Below are 17,363 nucleotides of genomic sequence, written 5' to 3'. Positions count from 1 at the left end.
GAAAAGTATGCATTCATTTCTGGAAGAGAAATGGTATCTGAAAAATCCGGCAGCTATAGATCAATCGGTATGATAACTTCCTGTTGAAAGGAGTTGAAGATATCTAACCCAAATTTTTAACGAAATGAATATTATTAACAAAATCCTCAACGTCGACGATTATTATTTCGACGTGTTTATGTCTATCTCGGAAGCGCTTGCCGGGTTTACTGTAAACGAGTTACAGTCTACAGGTTTGGCAGAAACCTATTACACCTACATTCTCAAAAGCTTAGATGCCGCTACTTTCGTAGAATTTCTTACTGTATCTAAAAACATTCTTGAAAAACATTCCGGTAAAGATGAACTGAATAAGGCTATTCAATCCGAAATTATCTCCAATCCCGGAATGAATGACATTTCCGGAAAAGTGATCACCATGTGGTATCTGGGAACCTGGGAAGGCGCTTATATCAATGATCTTTCTTACAAAGAAGGTCTTGTCTGGAACCTGATGCATTCTCATCCGCCCGGAGCAAAACAGCCTGGCTACAAATCGTGGAATATAAAACCTGTAAACAGCAACTCATGAATCAAACAAATAACAAAAAAGATGTGATCATCGTAGGAACGGGGATCGCAGGATCATTAATTGCAAAACTGCTGACCGATCATGTATTTGACGTGACAAAAGGTAAAATGATCCACCGTGCAGATGCAGGAAAATCGGATAATATCAGGGAAATATCAATCCTTATGTATGAAGCGGGTCTGGAAGCTGGTATTGAACTGGATTCCGTATCCTCAATGACCACTTACAATGAGTATATCCATACTTTTTACAGAGAAGAAGCCAAAGTTCCCAACTCTCCTTATCCGAATTTGAAACAGGCACCTTCTCCAAATGTTCTGGATATGGAGCACATTGTTCAGCCCTTTCCAGATAAAAAAGGATATCTGGTACAATTCGGACCAATGCCGTTCGCAAGTGATGCCATCAGAGTGGGAGGCGGAACGACCCTTCACTGGCTGGGAACGACTCCAAGAATGCTTCCGAATGATTTCAAACTTACCGAGAAATATGGCATTACCATTCCCCAGCCGAATTCCGATAAGCCAAGTCCGGTTAATTGGCCGATAGATTATGAAGAATTAAGGCCTTATTATGAAATGGCAGAATTTGAAATCGGGGTTTCCGGAGATGTTTCAAAACAGGAATATCCAATTTTGGAGAATAGGGAACAATATTATGGAGATTATGTATTCCCGATGGAAGAAATTCCGCAAAGTTATATGGATCATAAGATCATTGATGGGCTTAAAGGTACGAGTGTAAAGCTAAGCTCCGGAGAGATTCCTTTGATGATGGTACCATCTCCTCAGGGAAGAAATTCTATTCCGAATCCAAAATACGGGAAAACAAAGATCATCAAAGCCGAACCAAAAGAATCGGGTTACAAACTGGTTTTGGACAGCTCTGAAAAAGAAGAATATAAGGCTCTCGGTTCTGTCTGGAATCCTTATATGGGCGAGCGCTGTGAAGGAAATGCGTCCTGCGTTCCCATCTGTCCGGTTCAGGCTAAATATAATGCTTTAAAGACCTTGAAAAAGGCATTGTATAAGCTTAATGATAATGAAAACCTTAAGCGTAATCCATACATGCAGATTCAGGCTCAGAGTGTTGTGTACAGATTAAGTGTTGACCAGAATGATAAAGAGAAAATTTCCAAAGTTCATCTGAGAAGGTATACTTCAAAGGAAAAAACAGATTTTGTTGAAGAATCTATTGACACCTTAGACGCTATTGTGATTCTGGCTGCCAATGCTTTTGAGAATCCAAAAATCCTGCTGAATTCCAAATATACCGTTAATAATGTTGTAAAAACGGCTGCCAACAGCAGTGACCAGGTGGGAAGAAACCTGATGGATCATATGGTAATGCTTACCTGGGGACTTTTCCCCGAACCGGTCTATCCATACAGAGGTCCTGGTTCCACCACCAATATCTCGTCTTTCCGTGACGGAAACTTCAGAGGTGAATTTTCTGCATGGATCTCTCCTCTTGACAACTGGGGCTGGGGCTGGCCGGCATTTTCTCCGGGATCAGATGTTGCCTATTTTATCACCAAGGAGAAGCTTTTCGGAGCAAAATTAAGAGAAGCACTTACGAACAGACTTTCAAAACAGGTTTTATTCCACTTCGAGATTGAACAGCTGCCGAATCCAAATAACAGAGTAACCATTGATGATCAGTATCTGGATGTACTTGGAATTCCGCGTCCTGTAATTCATTATGAATTAACAGAATATGAAATGAAAGCTATGGAACAGGCAAAAAACGCTTCTGATCAGATGTTCAAAAGATTACATATTAAAGATTTCACATCATACACCGCCGAAGACAAAAACTCTGTCATCTACAATGGAGTAAGATATTCCTATAACGGAGCGGGTCATATAGTAGGAACTCACAGAATGGGTTCTACAGCAGAGGATTCTGTCACCAACAGCTACTGTAAAGCTTGGGACCACCCGAATTTATATATTGTAGGAGCAGGAAACATGACCACTTTGGGAACTTCAAATCCTACTTTAACATTATCAGCATTCACAATCCGTTCAGTAGAATCTATCCTTGCTGATCTTGAAACTCAACTTAAAAAATAACAACATGAGACAAAGACTTATCAATAAAACAGCACAGCCACAGGAAACATTAACAGCAGGAAGAATGGCCGCAAGAAACGCGGTAGCTACAGAAGCCGTTTCATTGCCTTCTCTATTATTTGATTCAACACTTAGCAAAGAAGACTGGACTGAAGGATTAAAACACCACAGCAAAATATTAACTCATCTTTTACTGAATGATCAGATTGATGATTTTAATGCTTATTTAGGTTCTCAGTTCGGTTCAGAAGTGTCTGAATTAAAAAAAGGAGTAAACGAAATTGATTATAAACCCATTTTACAGGACCTTTTACAGACAGCCATTCTCATTGAGCATTCTACCATTCCGCCTTATCTTACAGCTTTGTATTCTATCAAGGATGGAACTAATGCTTTAGCTTCACAAATCATCCGAAGTGTTGCCGTAGAAGAAATGCTTCACCTGATCATGGTTTGCAATGTCCTGAATGCAATTGACATTCAACCCTCTGTAAACAAACAGGAGAACTACCCTACTTATCCGATGAAATTACCCATGAATGTTGATTTCTATATAGGTCTGGAAACATTCTCAAGTAACAGTATTGCCACTTTTATTGCCATTGAAAGCCCAACCAAACCTTTGGTAAAAGCTCCGAAATATGACCATGTAACAGATTCTTCAGCATTATATTCTCAAAGAGCAGCCGTACAGAATACCAACTTGTGGACCCTTGAAAACATGAAAGGTTTCATCATGGAAAATGTTCATACTATTGGTGAATATTATGATGTTTTATTCTTCTATATTGTTATTTTCCAAATCATTGCCTACTACAAAGCACATGGAACGCTGCCGAAGAATTTTGAAGAATTGAATATAGGAGGAATTTTCACAGGAAAGAAGGAAAAACAGATCCGTCCTGAGCAATACTATGGAAGTGGCGGAAAATTACATTTCGTAGAAGCTCTAGATGGAGTAATTGCTGTTTTTCAGGAAATTAAGGGGCAGGGAGAAGGCGCTGACGATTCTATTTTCGATGTTGATCCGTCACAATTTGAAGAAGGAATGGAGCTGGCTCATTATTTCAGATTTAAAGAAGTATTCCATGAGCATTTCTATCTCGGTGGAAACTATGAGCCTTTTATGGATGAAAACGGAATGATGCCTGTTACTACACCACCAACCGGAAAAGCCCTACCTGTAGAATGGGATGAAGCCTATCCTATGAAGCCTAATCCAAAAGTGGAAGATTATATTAAGAACAAAGAATTACATGCACAGGGCGTTGAGTTTAATAAAACTTACAGACGTTTATTAGATGCTATACAAAGTGCTGTGGAAGGAAACCAAAGAGAATTGGAAAAATCCATTATGTACATGTATGCCTTGAAAGAACAGGCTGTCAATCTGATGAAACAACCATTGGATTCACAAAATAATGCAGGTCCGACTTTCGAATACACCGATTTATAACCATAAAAACGATATATCATGCTTAAAAGAAAAAAAGAAAGTCCCAAAGCGGGAGAAGAACTGTTGCTCCGTAAAATGCCAGGCCAAAATGAAGTTAATCTGGCTGAGCTAATGGATGGATATTCAAAACTTCTTATTGATGATCCGGTGAGACCATTCAGAGAAGATAACCTTCAAGCCATCGAAAATAGTGTAGATTATGGAATCCTTGCAGCTTTGGATGGTACGTGGGTAAGCTATAATGTTAATTACAATAAAGATATTACAAAACCCTCATTAGCAAGCGGGGTGCATACTACTATTATGCCTTCTCCGGGAACCAATTCAGGAACAATTCCCGGAAAATTCGCTTTTGATAGTGAAGAATATATTGAGAAACTAACATTTTCAATCGTTCCCGGTGGAGTTCGTAACCGTGGTGGTGCGAGTGAACTTTTCTGTGGAGCTGTTAAATATGAACAAAGCATAAAGAGCGTTAACACTGTACAGGGACAAGATGCTTTGAAATACACCCCTATCCACGAAGAAAACGGAATGTATCTATGGCTGAGTGATGTCTATAATCATGCAGCAACCAAAGAGTCTATTGAAAGAGATCGTGGTATTCATGCTGTTTCAACAGAAGATGCAAAATATGGATATACCGGCGAATACAGAGATGAGCCTTTGCTAAGGATAACACCAGACGGAGAAGCCAACCCCAAATATATTCTTCAAAGCCAGCTGCAGCCGGGACAGCCTTATTACGAGATTATTCCGGCACAGGAACTCAAGCCGGGAGCAGGACTTGATGGTCCTTATTTCATCCCGGACTACTCTATTTCCCGAAGTGGCGTTATTCCTCATGGAAGTACCATTACATTATTGGGAGATATTATTCCTCAAAATAAAGATAATACAACCTTCTATTTAGTGGAAGGCTCTCCTCAATTTCCTTATGGTAAAGAAGCCTGGGAAACGAATCACCTTTCCATTTCACGTACGATGGGGAATGCAGGAGTAACACCTGAAGACATCATTGATCTTGACAAACCTGCACCGGATTGGGTTCATGAAACCCTTAATGATGATAATGATCCGGGGTCAAATAAAATCTACACCCAGAGAATACTCGCAGATGATTTATATCCTTATTCTGTACGACCTGATCTGAGGCTCAGGGATACATTAAGAGGCCAGAAGGTCAGCAATTATGTACATGTGAGAATGTCTTCCAAAATGAAAACCGGCGCACAGGGAGGTATTTTAAATGTTCCTTTTGTAAACCGTTTTGTTCCTACTGTTGAAGTGGATATGGATATGTGGATTGAAACCATTATTGAAGATGGGAAAGAGGTTCTTCAGCTGCAATATGAGCAAATTGTATTCTTCGAATTTGATTTCGGGAATGATGGAGGTACCACAAGCTGGCCTCATATCCAGGTCAATACGCTTCGTAAGTTAGCAGACATCCCTGAAGATCAGAGAAAAGTGATTGAAGAACAGTTCTTCAATACTGGTGAAAATTCCAGTGCAACTTCAGGATGTCCATATCATAAAGGATAGAATATCATCAATATTATACAAAAAAGAGGCAGATTATTGCCTCTTTTTTTATGTTTTCTAAGATATATTAAAGATTCTCGTAGGTTTGGTCCACCATGAAGGATACTGCTTTTTTGATCTTTTCACGTCCTTCAGGTGTATTGGTGTCTATCCCGCAGAAAATACTGCCATTCAGAGAGGCAAACATATTGAGGTAATAAAGCCCTGAAACCATAATCGCCATGATAGAGCGATAGGTATCCATTTTATCTTTGAAACGGGATTCCATCAATAATTTGAAGATATATTCTCCGTTTTCCTCCTGGGTATCAATTAGTTTTTTTAATGATTTTCTGGGTTCAGAAATAGTCCACAACAATAGTTTTTGCGCCTCTTTGTTGGTGTATACATGATCAAATTGTGAAAGCAGCATGTGCTCGATAAATTCTCTTCCTCCATCTTCCAGGTTCGGTTTCATCTTTTCTACTTCCTCACTCGTTACTTTCACCCAAAAGTCCTGTGTACGGACATATTCGTCCATCAGACCATCCATACCCCCAAAATAGGTATAGATCATTTTCTTATCTACCCCGGCAGTTGCAGCGATATCGTTGATCTTCAATCCTGCATGTCCTTTCGTTTTCAGAATTTTTCCAACTGCATCTAAAAATTTTTTCTTACTGCGTTCTTTGTTTCTAATACTCCCTGATGCTGACTTTCTTTCCATGACTAAACATTCAATATACAAGTTTAAGAAAATTTTTTATTATTTTAGACACCTTCGAGTGTCTAATTTCAACTATTTATATATATTTGCAAAAACTAAAACCATCCATTATATAAAAACACTATCGAGATTGAAAAATAAAACTATTCAGATTGTATCGTTAGTTCCCTCAGTTTAAAATGTTTCGAACATAAACGACTGGGGTAAACACAACCCAACAGCATCATTTTATTTAATGGTGCTGTTTTATTCTCAGAAAGCTGATATGATATTAAATAAAATACTTTTCAATAGAAATTTTAGCTTATTCTCTTCAATTACTGAAATGTAAATCTTATTTTGAAAAGATTTTCTGTCTTTTCTTATATGATCAAATTGGAATATCAGCATCATTCAAAAGAGTAACTTCTTCTTATTATAAAATTAACATACTGCAATTCAGTACATTAAATAAAACAAAGAAAATTTTTACTATTTTAAACACTTCATAGTGTCTTATTTTATATATTTGTACAAACTAAAACCATCTATATATTTTAAAACACTTTTAGGTTGAAAAATAAGACAATTCAGACTGTTTTATTTAGGTTCCCTTACTTTAACACGAAACACTAAGGTAGAAACACAACAACACAATTGACCATTAGAAATTTCTAATGGTTTTGTTTTTTACCGGAATTTAATTCCTGAGATTATAACACACCGAATATTACAGATTCTCATAAGTCTGATTCAATAAAAAGGAGATTGCTTTTTTGATTTTTTCCCGTCCGCTGGAAGTATCCACGTCTATTCCACAGAAGATACTGCCGTTTATGGCAGAGTACATATTCAGATAATAAAGTCCGGAAACCAGGATAGCCATTATCGAACGTAATTCTTCACTATTTTCTTTAAAATAAGGATCCATCAGCAGTTTAAAAATATATTCACCATTTTCTTCCTGGGTGTCAGTCAGTTTTCTTAGTGATTTTCTGGATTCCGAGATGCGCCATAGAAGTAATTTCTGCGCTTCTTTGCTTTTGTAAACATAATCAAATTGTGACAGAAGCATTTCTTCCATGAAAGATTTTCCCCCGTCATCCAATTTTGGTTTTATCTTTTCTATTTCATCAATGGTTACTTTACTCCAGTAGTCCTGAGACCGGATATATTCATCTATAAGCCCATCTACCCCGCCAAAATAAGTATAGATCATCTTTTTGTCTACCCCGGCGGTAGCTGCAATATCAGTCACTTTCAAAGCAGTATGTCCTTTTGTTCTCAGTATCTTTCCTACTGCGTCCAAAAATTTTTTTTTACTGCGTTCCTTGTTCCGGATACTACCTGCTGCTGACTTTCTTTCCATGGTAAACTTTTCAATCATACAAGTTTATGAATTTTTTTTTATTTTAGACACTTTTTAGTGTCTAAATGTATATATTTGCATAAACTAATAACCATTTTATATAAACGAACGATCAAAGTTGTGAGGTTGAGTGAGATCAGATTGTACCGTTAGTTCTCTCAGTTTAAATGTTTTTAACATTTCATGGCTGAGGTAAAACATTACTCGCAGCACCATTTTTATGGTGCTGTTTTTATTTAACAGACGTATTTTCTTTCATTTAAAAGTTATAAATACTCATTCTGTTGTTTTTTTTAATTTTATTTTCACCTTAAAACACCCTATATCACAGGATTTTATCAATTTAATTAAAATAATTTTATTTTTTTTAAATTTTAGACACTTAGAAGTGTCTTATTTTGTATATTTGCTTCAAACTAATAACCATTTTACATAGAAGCACTATTGAGTTGAGAAAAATTAAAAAGTTTCGAAAACAAGCAACTAAGGTAAAAACACTAAATGCAACAGTATCATTAGCTCTTTAATGATACTGTTTTTAAAATTTAGATTTTGATTTTGAAATACAGAAAATTGTATATACCGGTTTCGGTATAGAGTAGTTGATATGAAGAGAGACTGTCCCAGGACAGTCTCTTATTTTTAAAAGGTCAAAGTTTAGTTTGTTATCCTTTTGCTTTTTCGTCTGTAAAAAAATGATATCCTTCCTTTTTTTCAATAAGCTGTAATGGATATAACGATGGATTATACTCACCGTTCAGGACTTCATTCAACGCATGCTTTTTCGATTCACCAAATGCAATAACCAGAATATTTTCAGCATTATTGATCACAGGTGCAGTCAAAGTAATTCTGAACATTTCCTGAGGCTTCAGATAATAAGCAGAAGCCCACTTTTCTTTTTCATTTAAAACCTCCTCGCCAGGAAATAAAGAGGCAGTATGACCGTCATCTCCCATTCCTAAAAGGATAAAATCAAAAATACCCTCGTTCCCAAGCACACTTCTAATCTGTTCTTCATAAGTCTTTGCATAGTCTTCAGGAGTTACTCCTTCAGCATACATAGGAAAAATATGGTTTTTATCAACGGGAACCTGGCTGAGAAGAGCCTCATCCGTCATTCTGAAATTGCTTTTATCATCTTGTAAAGGAACCCAACGTTCATCAACCCAGAAAAAGTATACCTTATTCCATTCAATCTGTTCTTTATATTCCGGAGTTGCCAATAGTTTGAAAATGGCTTTTGGGGAAGAACCGCCACTGAGTGCCACCACAAAACGCCCGCTTTTTTGAATAGATTTTTTTGAAAGGTCAACAAATGCATCTGCTGCCTCTGTGTACAGTTTTTCCAGATCGTCAAATACTGTAATATTCATTTTTTGTCTGTTTAAATTTATATTGTTTTATACCCAGCTATGTCCCTGTCTCTCCACCAAAGCATTGCAATCTTCCGGTCCCCAGCTTCCTGCTTTATAATTCGGGAAGGATAAATCTTTATTATTTTCCCATGCTTCCTGTATTGTTGTCACAACATCCCAAGCCTCTTCTACCTGATCCGAACGCATAAATAAGGTAAGATCTCCTAAAAGAGCGTCCTGCAGCAAAGTTTCATAAGCTTCCGGAGTATCATCCTGACAGGCAAAATTATCAAAAATCATTTCTGCTGGTTTCAAATCCAAAGTCAGTCCCGGTTTTTTCGTCATAAACTGTAATCTGATATCCATCATCGGCTGAATATTAATAATCAATCTGTTAGCTGATAAAAGATGTGGGCTGTCTGAAAATGTGGAATGAGGAAGCGGCTTAAACTGAATGGTAATATAAGAATGCTTTTCTTTCATTTTCTTTCCTGTACGAACATAAAAAGGAACATCCTTCCATCTTTCGTTATCCAGATAAAATTTTATTGCAGCAAAAGTTTCTGTATTGGAGTCTGAAGCAATTCCGTTTTCCTGACGATAACCTTTCACTTCTACCCCGTTTATGGTACCTTTTCCATATTGACCTCGTACAGCATAATGATCTACCTGATCAGGAGAAATTCTGCGGATACATTTTAAAACATCTACTTTACGGTCTCTGATCTCGCCAGACTGCAATGAAGCCGGCGGTTCCATAGCCACCATACACAAGATTTGCAACAGGTGATTCTGAATCATATCCCTTAATGCTCCCGTCTGTTCATAGAAAGCACCTCTTGTCTCCACTCCTACTTCTTCCGCTACGGTAATCTGCACGGATTCTATATATTTATGCTTCCATAAAGGTTCAAAAATAGAATTCCCAAATCTGAATGCCAATATATTCTGTACTGTTTCTTTCCCTAAGTAATGATCAATACGATAAATCTGTTCTTCTTCAAATGTTTTTGCCAGAAGACTGTTCAGCTCAATCGCCGACTGTTTATTATGTCCAAAAGGTTTTTCAATAATAATTCGGTCTTTCTTCGGATCGGAAGCTAATGATGTTGTTTTGATATGATTGGAAATAGTGGTAATGAAATTAGGCCCTATTGACAGGTAAAACAACCTGTTGGCTCTCATCCCGTAAACAGCATCAAAATCCAATAATTTCTGCTGTAGATTCTGGTAAGAAGTTTCCTCATCCAGCTGATGTTGAAAATAAGTAATATGAGCCTGAAAGCCTGCCCAATCTTCAGAAGTTACTTTTTTTCTGGAGAAGCTTTCAAGGTTTTCCTTGATATAATTTCTGAAATTCTCATCAGTATTTTCGGCTCTTCCCAATGCTACAATATTGAAGCCTTTGGGCATTCTGCCGTCGATATATAAGTTATAAAATGCCGGAAAAAGTTTTCTTTTTGCCAGATCTCCCGTTGCACCAAAAATAACGATAGATGTTGGCTGCAAGATTTTATTTTGATTCATTTTTTTCCGAATTTAATTGTTTGCACTTTGCCAAGAAGTATGGAAAACACCATCTCTGTCAATACGCTGATAAGTATGAGCTCCGAAATAATCACGTTGAGCCTGGATCAGATTTACGGGCAGAGATTCTGTAGTATAGGCATCAAAATATCCCAAAGCTGTCTGAATTCCCAAACTTGAAATACCGTTTGCAGCAGCATATCCGGCAGTTTTTCTTAGAGCTTTGATTTTCAATTTTACCAATTCAGAAATATCATGATCAAGCAGAATATTAGAAAGATCAGGGTTTTGAGTATAGGCAGAATAGAATTTTTCCAGCAATACGGAACGAATGATACATCCTCCTCTCCAGATTTTCACAACATCTTTCAATGGAATTTCAAAACCGTATTCCGCAGATGCTTTTACCAGCAAAGACAAGCCTTGTGCATAACTGATTAATGTTGAAAGAAAAAGAGCATCCCCTACTTCCCTGATAAACAGTTCTGTATTTTCCGGCTTTGTGATTTCTTTTTCAGCATATATTTTGGAAGCCTGAACTCTCTCATCTTTATAGGCAGATAAAATTCTTGAAGTTACCGCAATATCAATGGTAGGAATAGAAACACCAATTTCCATGGCCTGCTCAGAAGTCCATTTTCCGGTTCCTTTTGCTCCTGCTTTATCTAAAATCTGATCAACAAGATAATTTTCTGTGAATGAATCTTTCTGAGTAAAAATATCTCTGGTAATCTCAATAAGGAATGAATTCATTTCTCCGTTATTCCAATCTCTGAAAACCTCGTAAAGCTGTTCGTTATTCAGCCCGGCACCTCTTTTAAGCAGATCATAAGCTTCACTGATAAGCTGCATTATGGCATATTCAATACCGTTGTGCACCATTTTCACGTAGTTCCCGGCAGATCCTTTCCCCATATATGCTGTACATGCTTCGTTGTCTACTTTTGCAGCAATAGCTTCAAGCATTGGTTTAAGAAGTTTGAACGCCTCCAGATCACCTCCAGGCATTATACTAGGACCTCTTCTGGCTCCTTTTTCTCCACCTGACACTCCCATTCCCATAAAATGCAGTTTTTTAGATGCCAGATCAGCAACACGTCTGTTGGTATCTTCAAAATAAGAATTCCCTGCATCAATTACGATATCACCTTCATTCAAAAGCGGGGTAATGTTTTCCAGGACTGCGTCTACAGGTTTTCCTGCAGGAACCATAAGAATAATTTTCCTTGGGACTTCTAATGCAGATACAAAATCTTCTAAAGAGCCTGTACCTTTTACTTTCATTTCAGAAGCAGCACCATTCTCTAATTCTTTTACTTTCTCCTGATCAAGGTCAAATCCTGCGATTGAAAACCCGTTGTCAGCGATATTATAAAGAAGATTCCGCCCCATTACTCCAAGGCCAACTATTCCATAACTATATCTTTCCATTATATTGGTATTAATATGAATTTAATTACAGAGAATAAAATTACGTAAATGCCTATAAGGAAAAAAATAAAGGAAGAAAAAAATTCGCCAGACTTCCGTTTTGCCCTCATTTATAAGCTACTAATATTCACATTTTCACAGGTTTTTCTTTTTATAGAAAAAAATTCAATCATTATTATGGTAATGATCTATTAAAACAGTCTGTTTTTTGGCATAATTAAACTTATATTTGCCAAAATTTATAAAGTAATGAACTATAAACTTGAACTCAACACTCAGGAACCTAATTCTAAAATTGTTTTTAATACCATCAAATTTGATTCGTTCAAGATTAATATAGTTGAAAGATATATCGGGTCAATGAAGGCTCGTCCTGCATTATGTGAAGTTTTATTTAAAGTAAGAACTTTGGATGATGTACTCATCAACAGAAGAGATGGTAATATAAGAGTAAAGATTAAAGGTGATGATTTTGAAACATATCAAAAATTATCCAGAGACCTGAATTCTTATGAGTATAAAAACAAGTTGATCAACAGAAAAGAGGTAGAAGAGAATTATGTTCATTTCATCCTGAGTTTAGTGATCACAAATTATCAGCTTAATTAAGCTGTTCCGGGAATTGTCCCCCTACAAAAATATAGAGGGACAATTCTCAAAACATATGTATAAGAAACAGACAGTTCTTAGTATTTAAAAACTGTAAACTACCCGAAAAGATATTTGTTTTTCAGCATTTTCAATCTGAAAAACATTTAGAAAAAATAAAGTTTAAATCAAATTATTTGTTATTACGTAGGATATTGCTTCGATAATATTTTTTACACCAATTCTTTCAAACAATTTGCTTCTGTGAAACTTTATGGTACTGGGTAACACGAATAATTGCTCTGCAATTTCTTCTATTTTTAATCCCTGAAAATAGAGTCTTATAATTTCAATTTCCCTTATTTTTAGGGTAACTTTACATTCTTCCGTCCATTTTCCTGTAAAGAGATTATATTTCCAATAACTTTCTGAGGTGTTGGATATAATCCGGATATTTCCTGCAGTCCGATTAAGGGAATAGGACACGACACAGACTATTTTAGAGATTTCTCCATCACCATCAAGCTCTATAGGTGTAATCCTGTGATTAACAAGTACATCTACGCTATTGGTATATTTAAGATGGAAATCATAGGTAATGGTGTGTACTTTTTTCTCTTCCGGTGAAAGACATTATGTTATCCGATGGAGGCAGGGAACTACAGGAACATGGCTCCCCAATGCAGCAGGTCAGAATCTTCCGGCAGGACAAAGTTTTTACACGATTACCTGACTTACTGAACAGACTGCGTATCAGGTAAAACCGCAACAATCTGTAATGGAAACCAGGGAGCTTTCTCACCAAATACAAGTTTTACCACTCCGCCGTTAGCTTATTGTAACATGACCGGAACAGGAACAAACGATTATATCTCTAATGTGAAAGTTACTCCTGTCAACTTTCCGGTAGTGGATAATACTTCGGTTCAAACAAACTATATCAGCTACATTACACCGGCGACACTTTTCTATTGAAATACAGAAAAGTAGAAATTCCAAGCTGGACTGATGTTACAGTATCCACCAATACTTACACAATCACGGGTTTACTGGAGCTTACAAAATATGAAATGCAGATTTCCAATATCTGTAAGGGAATACCGGGAAATTTCACAAAACTGTATTATTTCACCACTCCTACAGTAATCTACTGTCCGATATCAGCAGCTAATTCTACAGCGGAGTTCATTTCAAAAGTTACGGTAAAGCCTAATGTAATAAGGAAATGATCAATGAATCTATGGCATCTACCTATTCGGATTTCACAGGAAATCCTTTAAAGTTTATTGACTTGATTCAAGGTTCCACAGGAAACCATATTATACTTGATAAGACTTTAAGTTTTGGTATCAATGCAGGTGTTGCGATCTGGATTGATTTCAACAGAAACGGAGAATTTGACATCAATGAAAGAATTCTCGCAGACGGACCTAATGGAAATCCAACAGCAAGTACTACCTTTTCTGTTCCTCATGATGCTTTCATAAGCCTGAGTGATCATAAGTATGTAGTCATGAGAGGCGCATTACAGAAAGACGGAATTCTTATAAACTGCATGAGTTTCAAGGATGGTGAAGTGGAAGACTACACTGTCAGAATCTCAAAACTGGCGGTTTCTAATTCTCTTAACTAGGCGGATATTCACATTTATCCTAATCCGGTAAGTTCGGTATTGTATGTAAAAAACATAAGTACAAAAGCTAAATATAAAATCTACAGTACCCTTGGAAGACTCATATCTACCGGAATAATTCTGAACAATACTATTGATCTCAGCAATCTGATCAACGGAATATATATGATAGAAATAGAAGATGGAAATACAACCGTTCATAAAAAATTAATAAAAGAATCATAATTGATTTTAAAAAAAGAATTCGTAATTTTTAAGATCAAAATTCAGCAATGCATGAAAAGCTTTATATTTAGTTTATTGTTCCTGATATTAGGCATTCCTATTTGTGCTCAGAGAGATACGGATCACTGGTTTGCTCCTTATTACGCCTCTGTAAATTATACGCAGGCATTATATCTTTCTACCGATTCTGTAACTCCTTTTGTTGTTACGATTAACAGCAACAACGTTCCGATTGGCAATGTAACCATCAGTAAAGGTGCTCCTCAAACTTTTGTGGTACCCATTGGTAATATAGCTGCCAATGTTACAACAAATGCTTTCACTACAATCAATAAAGGTTTATATGTACAAGGGGCCAAGCCATTCTACTGTTCATTAAGGATGGTAAGCAGTACTGCACACGCTGAAATCATAACAAGTAAAGGAAAAGCCGGGATTGGCAAAGAATTTTATGTAACCGGAACTCCTACTACTGCATCATCAAGCTTGTATAACTTCACGGCAGGCATATTAGCAACAGAAAACAATACGGTTGTAACCACTACATGGAACGGAAATGTAACATTTTTTGGAGGAATACCAGCAACTCATTCGCAGACAATTACACTTAATAAAGGACAATCTTTTATTTTTGCCGGAGGTCCGGGAGCAAATGGTCAAAACCTATCTGCTTTTATTGGAGCTAAAATTGTTTCTGACAAACCGATTACCCTTACCAACGGAAATGTCAATGGAAATTTTGGAAGCAACACCAGTACGGGCTCGGATGCAATTCTTGATCAGTCTGTACCTACAGATAGACTTGGAAGCACTTTTGCCATGGTAAGAACCAGATCTACCAATGCTGATTTGGAAGGTGGCATCGTTGTAGGAACAGAAAACAACACCCAAATATTCATCAATGGTTCTAACATTCCTATTGCGACCATCAACAGTGGGGAATTTTATAGAATTTCAGGAAGCAACTATGCTCAGCAGGGAAATTCCGGGCATTTTAATATGTTTATTACGACTTCAAAAAATGTCTATTTATATCAGCTGGTTTCTGTAAATAACAGCAGTGCAACCTGTGGTTTCAACTACATACCGCCATTAAACTGTTTTCTACCCCGAAAAATTGAAGAAATCGGGAAGATCAATGAAATGCCAACAGGACCGGGAGTAACAAGTACTGTCCCAACCGGAGCTGTTGTAAAACTGAATATTTTAACAGAAGTTGGAGCCAACGTAACAGTAAATGGAAATACTCCCACAGCTGCAGAAGGACCTTTCGCATTGACGGGGAATGGCGGCTGGGTGACCTATGCTATCCCATCTATCACCGGAAATGTAACAGTTGTTTCTGACAAGGCTGTAACGGCAGGTATTAACGGTGGATACAGTACATCCGGATATGGCGGATACTTCGCAGGCTTCTCTTCTATTCCATTGATTTCCAAAAAGACAGGAGAATGTATTCCGGGCATTGTACTGGAAGTGAATGACAGTTATGACACCTACCAATGGTTCCTGAACGGAAACCCTATTACCGGAGCCAATGCCAATACTTATACTCCACTGATTGCGGGAAATTATACGGTAAAAATTGCAGTAGGCAATTGTAATCCGGCAACTACTCCAGTTTATAAGGTCTATACCTGTCTTGAAGAATCTACCAAAGCGGTAACGGTTTGTGAAGGACACCAGACTATAGTACCGGAGTTTACCAATTCTACCCAAACTTATGTCCCAAGTACGGTAACTATTATTACACCTCCAACAAATGGTACAGTTACTATTGATGCATCAGGAGTACTTAATTATGTTCCCAATTTCGGTTATCTGGGTACGGATACTATTGTTTATAAGTTTTGTGGAAACAATCCGGATTTTACAGATTGTGAGCAGGTAACTTTAACTTTAACGGTTTCTGAAACGCCAATTGTCAAAGATGCTGCCTTACGATCTTGCTTCGAGCCTTCCAATCACGCACTTGGGGTATTTGATTTAACTTCAGCAGGGGTTAATATACAACCAGGAACTATTAAACATTATTATCCGTCTCCAACAGATGCACACAATGGGACAAACCAAATTCTGAATCCAGCCAATTACATTGCTCCTACTGGTGTAGTTTACGTTAAAGTAAGTAATGCCAACGGATGTTATAGAATTGCAGAAGTCACCCTTACAGTTATCGCTCCTATGTACTCAGATGTATTAAAGGATAAAATTATCTGTATGGAAAATACAACCACATTAGATGCAGGGCCAGGTTTTACTTCTTATGAATGGAGTACGGGAGCGACAACACCGTCCATCAAAAATGTAGGAGTTGGAACCTATTGGGTAGATCTGAAAAACAGAGAATGTACCACCAGACAAACGGTGAAGGTGTATGCATCTGAAAACCCTGTCATTTCGGAGATTACGATTAATAATAATTCGGTTACATTAACTGTGATTGCAGGAACAGCGCCTTATCAATATTCCATGGATAATATCAACTGGCAGAATGAAAATATATTTACCAATATACCCCGCGGAAGCAAAACTTTCTATGTAAAGGATTCATACAATTGTATTCCTCTGCAGGTAGAAATCACAGTTCCTAATCTGATCAACATCATCACTCCGAATGGTGACGGAATAAATGATATCCTTGATTATTCTGCTTTAGCAAATAAACCTAATTTTATATTCAGTATCTATGACAGATACGGAAGTAAGATTCATGAAGGAAGTAAACTGAACGGATTCAAATGGGACGGAGCCGTTGACGGCAAAAAAGTATCTACCGGAACCTATTGGTTTGATATGGGCTGGAATGAGACCAACAAAAAACAGACTCCAATAAAATACACCGGATGGATTACAGTAAAAAACAGAAATTAATCCCAACCTTCCACAGTAAATCATTG

Annotated in this window: 16 protein-coding genes; 10 read left to right on the top strand and 6 right to left on the bottom strand. The window is 37.2% G+C overall.

The window, feature by feature from the left end:
- Positions 1 to 124: 124 nt before the first annotated feature.
- Genes ACPF63_RS07240 through ACPF63_RS07225 form a run of 4 tightly spaced genes read left to right on the top strand, consistent with a single transcriptional unit; the run spans position 125 to position 5,647 of the window.
- Entirely contained in the window at positions 125 to 571 is a 447-nt protein-coding gene (locus ACPF63_RS07240) for a hypothetical protein (RefSeq protein ID WP_180563938.1), read from the top strand.
- A complete protein-coding gene (locus ACPF63_RS07235; RefSeq protein WP_426482544.1) occupies positions 568 to 2,646 on the top strand; it encodes a GMC oxidoreductase in 2,079 nt (692 codons plus the stop codon). The genes ACPF63_RS07240 and ACPF63_RS07235 overlap by 4 nt, the downstream gene beginning before the upstream one ends.
- A gap of 4 nt (positions 2,647 to 2,650) precedes the next feature.
- Positions 2,651 to 4,102, top strand: coding sequence for a ferritin-like domain-containing protein (locus tag ACPF63_RS07230; RefSeq protein WP_426482543.1), 1,452 nt, complete (start codon positions 2,651 to 2,653; stop codon positions 4,100 to 4,102).
- A gap of 18 nt (positions 4,103 to 4,120) precedes the next feature.
- Positions 4,121 to 5,647, top strand: coding sequence for a peroxidase, FMP-type (locus ACPF63_RS07225; RefSeq protein ID WP_219072829.1), 1,527 nt, complete (start codon positions 4,121 to 4,123; stop codon positions 5,645 to 5,647).
- Between the two features lie 67 nt (positions 5,648 to 5,714).
- Here ACPF63_RS07225 and ACPF63_RS07220 read toward each other — a convergent pair whose 3' ends face one another.
- The 5 genes from ACPF63_RS07220 to gndA form a co-directional block, all read right to left on the bottom strand.
- Positions 5,715 to 6,353, bottom strand: a complete 639-nt coding sequence (locus ACPF63_RS07220) for a TetR/AcrR family transcriptional regulator (RefSeq protein WP_077416677.1) — start codon at positions 6,351 to 6,353, stop codon at positions 5,715 to 5,717.
- 709 nt (positions 6,354 to 7,062) lie between these two features.
- Positions 7,063 to 7,701, bottom strand: a complete 639-nt coding sequence (locus ACPF63_RS07215) for a TetR/AcrR family transcriptional regulator (RefSeq protein ID WP_077418037.1) — start codon at positions 7,699 to 7,701, stop codon at positions 7,063 to 7,065.
- 665 nt (positions 7,702 to 8,366) lie between these two features.
- A complete protein-coding gene (pgl, locus tag ACPF63_RS07210; protein WP_180563941.1) occupies positions 8,367 to 9,077 on the bottom strand; it encodes a 6-phosphogluconolactonase in 711 nt (236 codons plus the stop codon).
- A 27-nt stretch (positions 9,078 to 9,104) separates the two neighbouring features.
- Complete coding sequence (gene zwf / locus ACPF63_RS07205) at positions 9,105 to 10,586, bottom strand: glucose-6-phosphate dehydrogenase (protein ID WP_180563942.1); 1,482 nt, start codon at positions 10,584 to 10,586, stop codon at positions 9,105 to 9,107.
- 12 nt (positions 10,587 to 10,598) lie between these two features.
- Positions 10,599 to 12,017, bottom strand: a complete 1,419-nt coding sequence (gndA, locus tag ACPF63_RS07200) for an NADP-dependent phosphogluconate dehydrogenase (protein ID WP_426482542.1) — start codon at positions 12,015 to 12,017, stop codon at positions 10,599 to 10,601.
- Between the two features lie 249 nt (positions 12,018 to 12,266).
- Between gndA and ACPF63_RS07195 the strand changes: the two genes are divergently transcribed.
- A complete protein-coding gene (locus tag ACPF63_RS07195) occupies positions 12,267 to 12,626 on the top strand; it encodes a prevent-host-death protein (protein WP_077416671.1) in 360 nt (119 codons plus the stop codon).
- A 162-nt stretch (positions 12,627 to 12,788) separates the two neighbouring features.
- Here ACPF63_RS07195 and ACPF63_RS07190 read toward each other — a convergent pair whose 3' ends face one another.
- Positions 12,789 to 13,091, bottom strand: coding sequence for a response regulator transcription factor (locus tag ACPF63_RS07190; RefSeq protein WP_426482541.1), 303 nt, complete (start codon positions 13,089 to 13,091; stop codon positions 12,789 to 12,791).
- Between the two features lie 112 nt (positions 13,092 to 13,203).
- Between ACPF63_RS07190 and ACPF63_RS07185 the strand changes: the two genes are divergently transcribed.
- The 5 genes from ACPF63_RS07185 to ACPF63_RS07165 all read left to right on the top strand — a co-directional run bounded on the left by ACPF63_RS07185 (position 13,204) and on the right by ACPF63_RS07165 (position 17,337).
- Positions 13,204 to 13,338 carry a hypothetical protein gene (locus ACPF63_RS07185; protein ID WP_426482540.1) on the top strand — a complete coding sequence of 45 codons (135 nt, stop codon included), beginning with the start codon at positions 13,204 to 13,206 and terminating at the stop codon, positions 13,336 to 13,338.
- 238 nt (positions 13,339 to 13,576) lie between these two features.
- Positions 13,577 to 13,834 carry a fibronectin type III domain-containing protein gene (locus ACPF63_RS07180; RefSeq protein WP_426482539.1) on the top strand — a complete coding sequence of 86 codons (258 nt, stop codon included), beginning with the start codon at positions 13,577 to 13,579 and terminating at the stop codon, positions 13,832 to 13,834.
- Positions 13,831 to 14,238 (top strand): GEVED domain-containing protein, encoded by a 408-nt coding sequence (locus ACPF63_RS07175; protein WP_426482538.1) that lies wholly within the window; start codon positions 13,831 to 13,833, stop codon positions 14,236 to 14,238. Before ACPF63_RS07180 ends, ACPF63_RS07175 begins: the two co-directional genes overlap by 4 nt.
- A gap of 39 nt (positions 14,239 to 14,277) precedes the next feature.
- Positions 14,278 to 14,463, top strand: a complete 186-nt coding sequence (locus tag ACPF63_RS07170) for a T9SS type A sorting domain-containing protein (RefSeq protein ID WP_426482537.1) — start codon at positions 14,278 to 14,280, stop codon at positions 14,461 to 14,463.
- A 51-nt stretch (positions 14,464 to 14,514) separates the two neighbouring features.
- The gene (locus ACPF63_RS07165) at positions 14,515 to 17,337 is read left to right on the top strand and encodes a T9SS type B sorting domain-containing protein (RefSeq protein ID WP_426482536.1); all 2,823 of its coding nucleotides are present in this window, start codon (positions 14,515 to 14,517) and stop codon (positions 17,335 to 17,337) included.
- Positions 17,338 to 17,363 lie beyond the last annotated feature (26 nt).

The sequence above is a fragment of the Chryseobacterium sp. R2ACT005 genome (assembly GCF_049949215.1).
Taxonomy (GTDB): domain Bacteria; phylum Bacteroidota; class Bacteroidia; order Flavobacteriales; family Weeksellaceae; genus Chryseobacterium.
The sequence above is the reverse complement of the archived record's forward strand: the minus strand, read 5'-3'. Positions and strand labels throughout refer to the sequence as shown.